At 65.6% G+C, this 11,082-nt stretch carries 10 protein-coding genes and 1 riboswitch; of the genes, 6 read left to right on the top strand and 4 right to left on the bottom strand.

Features of this window, described 5'->3' with window-relative positions:
* Positions 1 to 152: 152 nt before the first annotated feature.
* A complete protein-coding gene (locus EWE75_RS22725) occupies positions 153 to 1,817 on the bottom strand; it encodes an alkaline phosphatase family protein (protein ID WP_130160356.1) in 1,665 nt (554 codons plus the stop codon).
* A 79-nt stretch (positions 1,818 to 1,896) separates the two neighbouring features.
* Here EWE75_RS22725 and EWE75_RS22720 point away from each other — a divergent pair, with 79 nt between their 5' ends.
* From EWE75_RS22720 to EWE75_RS22700, 5 genes are all read left to right on the top strand, one after another.
* Complete coding sequence (locus EWE75_RS22720) at positions 1,897 to 3,945, top strand: protein-disulfide reductase DsbD family protein (protein WP_130160357.1); 2,049 nt, start codon at positions 1,897 to 1,899, stop codon at positions 3,943 to 3,945.
* Positions 3,942 to 4,847, top strand: a complete 906-nt coding sequence (bla, locus tag EWE75_RS22715) for a subclass B3 metallo-beta-lactamase (RefSeq protein ID WP_130160355.1) — start codon at positions 3,942 to 3,944, stop codon at positions 4,845 to 4,847. Before EWE75_RS22720 ends, bla begins: the two co-directional genes overlap by 4 nt.
* Before the next feature lie 16 nt (positions 4,848 to 4,863).
* Positions 4,864 to 6,384, top strand: a complete 1,521-nt coding sequence (locus EWE75_RS22710; protein ID WP_130160354.1) for a circularly permuted type 2 ATP-grasp protein — start codon at positions 4,864 to 4,866, stop codon at positions 6,382 to 6,384.
* Positions 6,384 to 7,319 (top strand): alpha-E domain-containing protein, encoded by a 936-nt coding sequence (locus EWE75_RS22705; RefSeq protein WP_130160353.1) that lies wholly within the window; start codon positions 6,384 to 6,386, stop codon positions 7,317 to 7,319. The genes EWE75_RS22710 and EWE75_RS22705 overlap by 1 nt, the downstream gene beginning before the upstream one ends.
* Positions 7,320 to 7,433: 114 nt before the next feature.
* Positions 7,434 to 7,691 (top strand): hypothetical protein, encoded by a 258-nt coding sequence (locus tag EWE75_RS22700; protein WP_130160352.1) that lies wholly within the window; start codon positions 7,434 to 7,436, stop codon positions 7,689 to 7,691.
* Positions 7,692 to 8,130: 439 nt separating this feature from the next.
* Here the strand turns inward: EWE75_RS22700 and EWE75_RS22695 are convergent, their stop codons facing one another.
* From EWE75_RS22695 to EWE75_RS26370, 3 genes are all read right to left on the bottom strand, one after another.
* Entirely contained in the window at positions 8,131 to 8,466 is a 336-nt protein-coding gene (locus tag EWE75_RS22695; RefSeq protein ID WP_130160351.1) for a hypothetical protein, read from the bottom strand.
* A gap of 196 nt (positions 8,467 to 8,662) precedes the next feature.
* On the bottom strand, positions 8,663 to 10,018 hold the full coding sequence (locus EWE75_RS22690) for a voltage-gated chloride channel family protein (RefSeq protein WP_130160350.1): 1,356 nt from the start codon (positions 10,016 to 10,018) through the stop codon (positions 8,663 to 8,665).
* Between the two features lie 23 nt (positions 10,019 to 10,041).
* Positions 10,042 to 10,117: riboswitch (Fluoride riboswitch) on the bottom strand.
* 146 nt (positions 10,118 to 10,263) lie between these two features.
* Positions 10,264 to 10,692, bottom strand: a complete 429-nt coding sequence (locus tag EWE75_RS26370) for a DUF4440 domain-containing protein (RefSeq protein WP_427915815.1) — start codon at positions 10,690 to 10,692, stop codon at positions 10,264 to 10,266.
* 193 nt (positions 10,693 to 10,885) lie between these two features.
* Here EWE75_RS26370 and EWE75_RS25350 point away from each other — a divergent pair.
* Positions 10,886 to 11,082: hypothetical protein (locus EWE75_RS25350; protein WP_206364854.1), on the top strand; the 197-nt coding region annotated here is incomplete at its 3' end.

Here is an 11,082-nt window from a genome sequence, read left to right as displayed (position 1 = left end):
AATTTGCTCCAGCACGACACCCGAAAACTCTCCATCCGCAGAAAATTTAAACACGCCGGATGGCACGACGACTATCTCTCTTCTCTCCTCGCTCAAATGCGATAGCCCTGCTTCCAGGGAGGGGAGAAGAAAGAGAGTAGCCGAGGCTAATCTTACGGGCAGGTCGATCCCGCACCGGCATCCAGATCGAGGCAACGCCCATCGGGCAGCGGCGCCGTTATCGGCAAATGGATCGCGGCGGCGAGCGTCGGCATGATGTCGACCGTCTCCACCGACAGCGGCTGTTCGAACCCTGTCATGCCCTTGCGCCAGAACAGGATCGGCACGCGGCGGTCATAGTCCCAGAAGCTGCCGTGAGTCGCGACATAGCCGTGCGTCGGGTCGGCGATCGGCATCACGCGAGGCTTGAGCGCGACGACGATATCGCCCGAATGCAGCGCATTGTACGATGCCTTGGCGCGCATGATGAGCGGCCACGTCTCGGGCGGGCCGCTCGGCGCGGGCGAGGCGGCGATCTCGGCACCCGAGAAAGCGGCGGCGACCTGCGGGTTGGCGCGATAGATTTTCAGCGCCTCGGCCAGCACGGCGTCATGCTGCGGTTTGGTCAGCTTGGGGTCGATCCATAGGTCGCCCGATCCCGAATCGCCGAACAGCACTTGCCCCGGCAGCTTGAGCTTGGCCGCGACCGCATCGCTCACCGCCTTGGTGGTGAACGCGGGATCGATCCGCACCGCAGTCGGCGCGGCGTGCTCGCGGTTGCGCTCGGGCAGGTCGTGGCCGCCGTGATCGGCGGTCAGCACGACGAGATAATCGACGCCGGTCTGGTCGAGCTGGTCGAACAATTCGCCGAGCGAATGGTCGAGATTGGCGAGCTGGATGCACATCTCGGCGCCCTCGGTGCCATAAGTGTGGCCGACATAGTCGGTCGCGGCGGCGCCGATATCGATGATGTCGGTGGCAGGCCCGGTGCCGAGCTTCATGTCGCGCACCATGCCGGCGGCGAGCGCGAGGATGGCGTTGTCGAACTCAGGCGAGGCGCGGAACTTGGCGCGATTGCCCGCGTCGCGCTCGAAATGGCCCGAACCGACGGTCTTGCCGCCGCCGATCGGGATCGCACGGTCGCGGCTCGTGCAGAAATCGGGCACTTCGAACGCGCCCTGCGCCTCGGCGATGCGCGCGTTGACGATCGTGTTGGTGCGCGTGACGATCGCCGGCGTCTTGCGCCCGGCGTAGCTGACGAAGTTCTTGCCGTCCCACCACCAGATCTCGTCGAGCGTGTCCTTGTGCCCGCCCATCATCACCGCCGAGCGATCCTTGCCCGAGACCGACACGTTACGCACCGCCGGGTTCGCAATCTTCATCCGCTCGCCGAGCGTCGGCACGAGCAGATGCTGGTCGGACACGGTATACGCCTCGTGGGTGCTGCCGGGGATGCTCTCGTCCTCGGCGCAATAGATCACTTTGTCGGCGAGCGGCGACTTGAGGTTGTACCAGGTGTTGGCGATGATGCCGGTATGCGCCGGGCGGAAGCCGGTGAGGATCGTCGAATGGCCGGGGCACGTTTCGGTCGCGGCGTGGCTCTGGTAGCCCGAGGGGAACACGTCGCCGGTCAGCAGCCGCGCGAACCCGCCGGTGAAATGGTTGCGATATTCGGCGAACAGATCGGCCGAGAATTGATCGACCGAGATGGCGACGATCAGCTTGGGCGGCGTCTCGGGCGAAGGCACCGGGGCGGCGGTTTGCGCGGCGATCGGTGCGGCGACGAGCGCGAGCGAAAGGGCCAAAGCGAACAGGGGTAGGGAGGTGAGGCGATTCATGGCTTTCCTTTCGCGGCGTAACGAAGCACTCCCGCGCGCGGCTATGGCCGAGACGTGGTTTGCCGACAAGGATTGCCCGATGCGTGCGCTTCATTACCTGTTCGTGACGGTCCTCGCGTTGTTCGCGGCAAGCGCGGCGCACGCCGATGGCCCCGATGGCCCGGGCGGGCTCGGCGCGGGGCCGCATCTCGCGATCCGGCTGGTCACGGAGAGCGCGACGCCGACGGCGGGCAGCACGGTCACGCTCGCGCTCGACACGCGGCCCGAACCCGGTTGGCACGGCTATTGGCAGAATCCGGGCGATGCCGGCTTCCCGGCCAAACTCGACTGGACCTTGCCCAAAAGCACGACCGCCGACGCCCCGGTCTATCCGGTGCCCGAACGGCTGCTGGTTGCCGGGCTGATGAACTATGTGTTCGAAAAGCCCTATGCGCCGCTGGTGACGTTGCACGTCCCGGCCGGGCTGGCGGCAGGAACCGCGCTGCCGGTCAAGCTGCATATGTCGTATCTCGTCTGCACGCAGACGGTGTGCGTGCCCGAATCGGCCGATCTCGCGATCGACCTGACCGTCGGCAATGGCGCGGTGACGCCGGAGAACCGCGCGCGCTTCGACGCATGGCGGCGCGCGATCCCCAAGCCGCTCGACTCGGCGGCGACGGTCCAGTCGGCGAACGGCGCCTTGCGGATCGCCGTGCCCTATCCGGCGAGCGCGCCGCTCGCCGACGCCTATTTCTACCCGGTCTCGACCGGGCTGGTCGATTACGCCGCACCGCAGACGATCACGCGCGACGGCGACCGCGTCGTCATCACCACCAAGCCCGGCGCAGGCGGGAGTGGCGCGCTGACCGGTGTGCTGGCGATCGGCGGCGGGCAGGGGCTGGTTGTCTCCGCAAAGCCCGGCACCGTGGCCGTCGCGAGCGCCGCACCCGCCGAAGCGCCAGCCAACGGCGCGTTGCTCGCCGCGCTGATTGCATTCGGCGGCGCGATGCTGGGCGGGCTGATCCTCAACATCATGCCCTGCGTCTTCCCGATCCTCAGCCTCAAGGCGCTGAGCCTCGCGCGCGGACGCCTCGATGAGCGTTCGGCGCGGCATGAGGCGCTTGCCTATACCGCCGGCGTGGTCGCGGTGTGTGTGGCGCTGGGCGCGATCATCCTCGGCTTGCGTGCCGGCGGCAGCGTGGTCGGCTGGGCGTTCCAGTTGCAGGACCCGCGTGCGATCGTCGTGCTGTTGCTGCTCGTCGTCGCGCTGTCGCTCAATCTCGGCGGGCTGTTCGAAATCCCCACGCCGCGCTTCGTCAACAGCGCGGGCGGAGCGGGCGGCGCGTTCATGACCGGCGCGCTGGCCGCGTTCATCGCGACCCCCTGCACCGGCCCGTTCATGGGCGCGGCGCTCGGCGCGGCCTTGGTGCTGCCGTGGTATGCCGCGCTGGCGGTGTTCGCCGGGCTGGGGATCGGCCTCGCGCTGCCGTTCCTCGCGCTCGGCTTCGTGCCGTCGCTTCGCAAGCTGCTGCCCAAGCCGGGCGCCTGGATGGAGACGTTCCGCCGAATCCTCGCGATCCCGATGTGGCTCACGGCAATCGCACTCGCGTGGGTGCTCGGGCGGCAGGTCGGCGTCGATGGTCTGTCGGCGGGCATGGTCGCCGCGCTGGCGGTGGCGCTGCTCTTGTGGTGGGGCGGTCTGCGCCAGCGCAAGGGCAAGCCGTTCGGTGTGGCGGCGGTGATCGCGATCCTCGCGGTCGCGGGCTTCTCCGGTGCGTCGGTCGCGCGCTTCCATGCTGCGCCCGCAGCGATTGCCGCCGCCAACGCGGAAGCGTTCAGCGAGACCAAGCTCGCGCAACTCCGCGCCGCCAACCGCCCGGTGTTCGCCTATTTTACCGCCGACTGGTGCCTCACCTGCAAGGTCAACGAGAAAGCCGCGATCGAGACCGGCGCGACCCGCGCCGCCTTCGCCAAGAAGAATGTCGCCGTGCTGGTCGGCGACTGGACCAACGGCGATGCCGCGCTCGGTCGCTTCATCGAGGCGCACAACCGTGCCGGCGTGCCGCTTTATCTCTATTACGCGCCCGGCGCGGCCGAACCACAGGTCTTGCCGCAGGTACTGACATCCGGGATGCTGGCGGCGCTATGATCCGACGCTCCCTAGCCGCACTACTCGCGCTGGCCGCCACCCCGGCGTTGGCGGGGTCCCCCGCCAGTTGGTCGCAGCCGATCGCGCCGTTCCACATCGTCGGCCCGGTCTGGTACGTCGGCACGCGCGGCCTCGCCGTTTATGCGATCAAGACCGACGCCGGCGCGATCCTCGTCAGCGGGCCGCTGGCGGAGAGCGCACCGCTGATCGAACGCAACCTCAAGAGCATCGGCATCGCGCCCGCGCAGCTCAAGCTGATGCTCAACTCGCACGCCCATTTCGATCACGCCGCCGCCTTCGCCGCGCTTCGCCGCGACACCGGCGCGCGGCTGGTCGCCTCCGCCGGCGACGCACCCGCGCTACGGCGCGGGCGGCACGAGGCCGACAACACCAACGGCCACACCCGCTTTCCGGCCGTGCCGGTCGATCGCATCGTCCGCGACGGCGAGACGATCCGGCTTGGCGCCGTCGGCATCACCGCCACGCTGACGCCCGGCCACACCCCCGGCTGCACCACCTGGTCGATGCCCGTTACCGAGCGCGGGCGGACGCTGCGCGTGGTGTTTCCGTGTAGCATCACCGTCGCCGGCAACGTGCTCCACGGCAACCGCGCCTATCCCGGCATCGTCGCCGACTATCGCCGCAGCTTCGCGCGCATGGCGGCGATGCCCGCCGACATCGTCCTGCCGATGCACCCCGAGTTCGCCGACGTGCTCGAACGCGAGGCGCGCGCCAAGGCCGGCGCGGGCGTCGGCGCGTTCGTCGATCCGGCTTTGCTGGGCCGGATCGCCACCGAGGCACGCGCCGATTTCGACAATAAGCTCCGTGCCGATGGTTTCTCCGCAAGAAACCGTCTTGTGCGGCGCAATAATCCGTCGCAGCATGGCGCCAACGGCACATAGGAGCGTTACCAGTTCGATGGGAATACGACAGGCGTTCGACGAGATCATGGGGCAGGCCGGGTCTACGACACCCAGATCCGAACTCGCGGCGCTTGGAACGTGGATAGAGGGGACGTCCGACGCCGACCTTCGCCGCCGCCAGCAATCCGCCGAAGCGACCTTCCGCCAGCTCGGCATCACCTTCGCGGTTTACGGCGACAGTGACGCCAGCGAGCGCATCATCCCGTTCGACATCGTGCCGCGCATTTTCCTCGCCAGCGAATGGGCGCGGCTGTCCGAAGGGCTGGTCCAGCGCGTCGAGGCAATCAACGCCTTCCTCGAAGACATTTACGGCGACCAGCACATCCTCAAGGACGGCGTGCTGCCGACCGACCTGATTCTCGGCAACCCGCAATACCGCCCCGAAGTCGCCGGCATCCGCCCCCCGCACGGCATCTGGGCGCATATCTGCGGGATCGACCTCGTCCGCACCGGCCCCGACGACTTCTACGTGCTGGAAGACAATGCCCGCACGCCGTCGGGCGTCAGCTACATGCTCGAAAACCGCGAGGCGATGCTGCGGCTCTGCCCCGAACTGTTCCACCATTTCCGCGTCGCGGCGGTCGATTCCTACCCCGACCGGCTGCTTGAGACGATGCGCTCGGTCGCGCCCGGCAACGTCGCCGCGCCGGTCTGCGTGGTGCTGACGCCGGGCCATTATAACTCGGCCTATTACGAACACAGCTTCCTCGCCGATTCGATGGGGATCGAATTGGTCGAGGCCGCCGATCTCGTCGTCGAAGACAATATCGTGTGGATGCGGATGATCGGCGGTCTGGTGAAGGTCGATGTCATCTACCGCCGCATCGACGACGATTTCCTCGATCCCCTGGTGTTCCGCCCCGATTCGATGCTCGGCGTGCCCGGCCTGATCGGCGCCTATGCCGCCGGCAACGTCGCGCTCATCAACGCGCCGGGCAACGGCATCGCCGACGACAAAGCGATCTACAGCTACATGCCGGAAATCGTGAAATATTATTCCGGCGGCGAGGCCAAGCTCCCCAACGTCGAAACCTGGCGCTGCCGCGAGCCGCAGGCGCTCAGCTACGTGCTCGACAACCTCAAGGATGTCGTGGTCAAACTGGTCGACGGATCGGGCGGCTACGGCATGCTCGTCGGCCCGACCGCGACCCGCGCCGAGATCGAAACCTTCCGTGCCGCGCTCATCGCCGAACCGCATCGCTACATCGCTCAGCCGACGCTTGCGCTCTCGACCGTGCCGACGCTGAGCGAATCCGGCCTCGCGCCGCGCCACGTCGATTTCCGCCCATTCGTGCTGACCGGCTCGCGCGGCGTTCAGGTCGTGCCCGGCGGGCTGACCCGCGTCGCGCTCAAGGAGGGATCGCTCGTTGTCAATTCGTCGCAGGGCGGCGGCACCAAGGACAGTTTCGTACTCATGGACGATGGCGCCCCGATCAACACGCAATCCCAATCGCAGGGGACCGGCGGCATGACGCAATCGATGGGCGGCATGACCCAGAGCATGGGCGGCAAGTGATGCTCGCACGCACCGCTTCGTCGCTCTACTGGCTCGGTCGCTATGTCGAGCGCGCCGATTTCATCGCCCGGCTCGTCGAGGCGACGATCCGCCTCGACGCGCTTTCGCCGCGCCCGGCCGGGCGGGTCGCGTGGGAAAGCGCGCTCGCCGTCACCGATACCGTCGCCGCCTTCGCCAAGACCGGCGAAGAGGTCGGGCAGGATGCGGTCGCGCGCTTCCTCACGCTCGATTCGACGCATTCCGGCTCGCTGGTCCGCTCGCTCGATCTCGCGCGCAACAACGCCCGCGCGGTCCGCACCTCGCTGACCCGCGAGGCGTGGACCGGAATCAACCAGGCGTGGCTGCTGTTCCAGAACCGCGCGATGCCCGGTGGCGCCGCCGCGACGCTCGCGCTCGCCGAAGCGGTCAAGACCGCGACGCGCGGCTTCGAAGGCGCGATCCACCGCATGCTGCGCAACCAGACGACATGGTTCATCCGGCTGGGGCAAGCGGTAGAGCGCGCCGACAACACCGCGCGGCTGCTCGACGTCAAATACCACATCCTGCTTCCGGCGGGCGAACCCGTCGGCGGCGTCGTCGATCGCGACCAATGGACGACGATCCTGCAAACCGTCTCCGCCGTCACCGCCTATCGCTGGCTCTATTCCGAAGGCTTGCAGCCGTCGAACGTCATCGACCTGCTGATCGCCCGCGCCGAACTCCCGCGCAGCCTCGCCGCCTCGGCTGAGGAAACCGTCGAAATCCTCGACCTGCTCGCCAAGCGCACCGGCATGCACGGTGAGGCCGACCAGATGGCGCGCAACCGCCAGGCCCGCATGCTCAAGACCCACTCCAAAGAGGTGATCGCCGGCGGCCTGCATCAATATTTAGAGCGCTTCCTTGCCGAGAACGACGAACTGCACTTCGCGATCGCGGGCCAGTTCAAGTTCGGGTGAGGGCGTGCGCGGTGTAGTTTGATATTCTGCCAAAGGCGGCTTGCGCCCACAATCCGTCCTTGCGCCTTGGGAATTCCGATCCGATAATCGAGCGTAGGCCGCTCGGAGTTGGCAGTGATGGTCGATGATGTATTGAGTTTGGCGGCAGTCCTCGGCGGCGTCATCGTCATCGTGTTTATGGTGATGCGATCAAAACGCCTTCCGCCCTTGGCCAGATTCGCAATTGTTGGCTCGGCTTTCGGACTGTTCACGGCAAGCCGGTATATCGAAGTCGATCACAGCGCAGGAGCCATCATTTGGGCGGCGGGCTTTGGCGTGTTGATGATGACGATAGCTGTCCAACATCTCCGAGCTTTCCCGCCAGCCGCTTGATGATTGTCCCAGCCCCTGCATCGGCAGCGCTCGCCCATTATCAGACCTAAGCGATGTCAGCTCATGGCTGCGCTTGGAGCAGGGGTCTTGATACGCCCCCCGCAACATCTCTGCAGAGACAGATGAAAGCCGTTGACCGATAAATGATTCAGGATCATTCTCAAGAAACTGAGTGATCGCCCTTAGAGCGAACCAGCCGGAGAGTGGATCATGGACCGGATAATTGGCGAGCTTCACAAATGTGAGTTCAGAGTCCTCGTGCTTTTTTCGGCAGGCGCCAGTGCACTATCAGGCTTGGTAATCGGTCTTCTTGGCTGAGGCAACGAGCTATTCCCGACAGCGCTCTGATAGGGCTTTTAGAGCATAACGGGCAAGATGCTCGCCGCCAATGGCGGCTTTCCACCAACAACAGCCGCTCGTCTGCAGCTCGAGGCTCGACTTATTGATATCCGTAGGATCGCAAGAGATAGGTCATGCCGAGCATCCCGCCGAAGCCAGCCACGGCGCACGCTAGAGCAATCGCATTGCCGAAAAGAGTCAGGCGCTTCTTCTCCGCGTCACGCGTCAACGCTTCGGTTCTCGCCCCGAAGATCATCAGGGTAAGACCGATGATGATCAGCGGCCCCACCAAGGCGGACGTGAGTGACCAAGTATTGATTTGGGGCACGCCTTGCTGGGCCAGCCGGAGACGATCAAAGATCGTAGGCCACGATATCGCAGCGCCGGCCACAACGCAGCCAAAGCCGGCAAGGCGAGTTTTTACGTCGGCAATCATCGAGCTCTCCTGCAATGCACGGTCAAACTGCAATATCGACGGACAATAACGGCAGCAATTGCGATTGTCGCAAAGCTGCCGGACCGCTCACCACCCAAACCCGGACGGCCTCATGGCGATACGCGGCATTCCGATTTCGCGACGCTCGACGGTAAAACGATCGGGCATGGCCGGACCTCCGGTTCGTGCGCCGGGGTCAGGAACGTGGCTGCCGCACCGCGCGATTCGCCCGCATCTCGCGCAGGGTCGCGGTCGGGGTAAGGCCGGTCGCCGGCACCTTGGGGATGGCGATGCGCTGCGACAAATAGATGCCGTTATGCCCGGAGCAGCGATAGGCGACGAAGCAGGCGACCGCGATCGGCACCGCATATATCGCGCCGAACAGCTCGATGCCCAAGAAGGTGCAGGCGAGCGGCGTATTGGCCGCGCCGGCGAACAGCGCGACGAACCCGATCGCGGCGAACACGTCGGTCGGTACGCCGAACATGGGCGCGAGCGCATTGCCGAGCGCCGCGCCGATGAAGAACAGCGGCGTGACCTCGCCACCCTTGAATCCCGCGCTGAGCGTGACGACGGTGAACAGCAGCTTCAGCGCCCAGCTCCACGGATGCGTGTCCGGCCCGAAGAAGCTGGCGATGGTGAGGCTGTCGGGCGTTGCCGCCAGCGTACCGAGGCCGAGATAGTCGCGCGTTCCCAACAGGTAGACCAATGCGATGACGGCACCGCCCCCGATGACCGGGCGGAGCGGGCCATATTGGACGATCCGCTTGAGCCACCCGCCGAGTGCGTGATTGGCTTCGGCGAAGACCAGCCCGACCAGCCCGAACGCCACGCCGGCGATCCCGGCCTTGGCGGTGAGCAGCGCATCGACCGGAACCAGCGACTCGACCCGGTAGACGTTGTGGTGGATTCCCCATGCGAGGCACGCCCAGTCGCCGACCAGCGCCGCGATCAGGCACGGCCCCAGCGCGCGATATTCGACGCGCCCGATCGCCAGCACCTCCAGCGCAAACACCGCACCGGCGATCGGCGTACCGAACACCGCGCCGAACCCGGCCGCGATGCCCGCCATCAAGAGAATGCGCGTGCCATCGGCATCGAGCCGCAAAGCGCGGCCGAAGCTGCTGGCCAGACTTCCGCCCAACTGGACGGCGGTGCCCTCACGCCCGGCCGAACCGCCGAACAGATGCGTCACCACCGTGCCGAAGAAGATCAGCGGTGCCATCCGCAACGGCACGCCGGCGCCCGGTTCATGAATTTGCTCGACGATGAGGTTGTTGCCGCCTTCCACCGAGCGGCCGGTCAGATGGTAGAGCAACCCCACCGCGAAGCCGCCCAGCGGCAGCAGGTAGAGCAGCCACGGCCAAACGAAGCGCAACCGCGTAACGACGTCGAGACTCCACAGGAACGCCGCGCACAACGTCCCGACGAGTGCCGCCAACGGCACCAGGATCAACGCCCAGCGCACGACCGACATGGCATGATCATGGCGGTCGCGGACACACGCCGCGACGTTCAACTCGCCGATGAAATTACGAAAGGTAGCACGCACGATTCCTCCTTGCCGCCTCGCGGCGCCCAGTAGGAATCATCAGCTCTTGTGAGAGCGGTTCGGCGACATGCCCGGCGGAAATCCATCACCGTCGCACAGCATATGGAAGGGCGAAGCTGGGTCGTCAACCACGACGGGCTGTCGGGACTCGGTGTTCGTGAGCGTCCGTTTGTCGAACGGTCGAAAGCGCACCAATTATCGTCGTTGGCGCGGCTGCACAGGTTCCTGAAAAGCGGGCGCGAACACTATCGACCGAGTATCCATCGGCTTTCAACCGTCTCGCTCAACACACGAACTCGAACGATCCGCCACTGCCCGTCTTCCATCGCCCATGTGTAGAGGCCGTGGCGTTGGACGCGCCAGGTCCGCCGCAGAAAGCCTAGGACTGACGCTTTTACCGTCGCGGTTTGGAGCAACGTCTCAGTAACCTGCCCACCATCAATGTCTAACGCCTCGCGCACAAAGCTGGATTCGGTATGATAACGCCTGCTGAGCTGCGTTTCGACGTCTTGCATTAGTCGGCGTCGATCGATCGTAATACCATTGCGCTGGATATATTGAAGATCGCTGCTGAAGAGGGCTTGGTATGCCGTTATGTCCCTTCGCGCGAACGCCGCATTGGCAGCCGCGTGGTGCCCGTCCAAGGCAGCTTCGATCTGAGAGCCAGCTTCCATCTCATCAGATTGAACGAGGCTACTTCTGCTGACAAGGAGGGAGGAACGGCAGCAATGGATCTCCTCGGTGCTCAAAGCTGCCCGTCGCTTTCCCACCAGTTTTCGCCGTTCTCGACCCCTTCGCGATCGGATGACGCCTCCCGCCCCAATTTCGGTCGTTCACGAGGGACACTGTTTGCGATAAACAGACGCCATGCACCTGAACGACGCTGCCAATCTAATGACGCCAGCCTATTTGACGATACTGGCGAAAGGCTTCTCCGTGCGCAGCAGCGGAGACCTCCTGATTGCCGAGCGAGCCGACGACCAGTTTGCCGCAGAGGGTCCTGTCGCTCTCCTCGGCGTGATCTCACTTGCGGAGGCGCGAGGCGAAAGATGGCAGGCCACAGC

The organism is Sphingomonas populi, assembly GCF_004208535.1.
Taxonomy (GTDB): Bacteria; Pseudomonadota; Alphaproteobacteria; order Sphingomonadales; family Sphingomonadaceae; genus Sphingomonas; species Sphingomonas populi.
The sequence above is the reverse complement of the archived record's forward strand: the minus strand, read 5'-3'. Positions and strand labels throughout refer to the sequence as shown.

Bases quoted from the DNA above. Each gene is read 5' to 3' on its own strand.
- EWE75_RS26370 (WP_427915815.1), bottom strand. From the start codon at position 10,692: ATGGAAGCTGGCTCTCAGATCGAAGCTGCCTTGGACGGGCACCACGCG.
- EWE75_RS22695 (WP_130160351.1), bottom strand. From the start codon at position 8,466: ATGATTGCCGACGTAAAAACTCGCCTTGCCGGCTTTGGCTGCGTTGTG.
- EWE75_RS22720 (WP_130160357.1), top strand. From the start codon at position 1,897: ATGCGTGCGCTTCATTACCTGTTCGTGACGGTCCTCGCGTTGTTCGCG.
- EWE75_RS22705 (WP_130160353.1), top strand. From the start codon at position 6,384: ATGCTCGCACGCACCGCTTCGTCGCTCTACTGGCTCGGTCGCTATGTC.
- bla (WP_130160355.1), top strand. From the start codon at position 3,942: ATGATCCGACGCTCCCTAGCCGCACTACTCGCGCTGGCCGCCACCCCG.
- EWE75_RS22725 (WP_130160356.1), bottom strand. From the start codon at position 1,817: ATGAATCGCCTCACCTCCCTACCCCTGTTCGCTTTGGCCCTTTCGCTC.
- EWE75_RS22710 (WP_130160354.1), top strand. From the start codon at position 4,864: ATGGGAATACGACAGGCGTTCGACGAGATCATGGGGCAGGCCGGGTCT.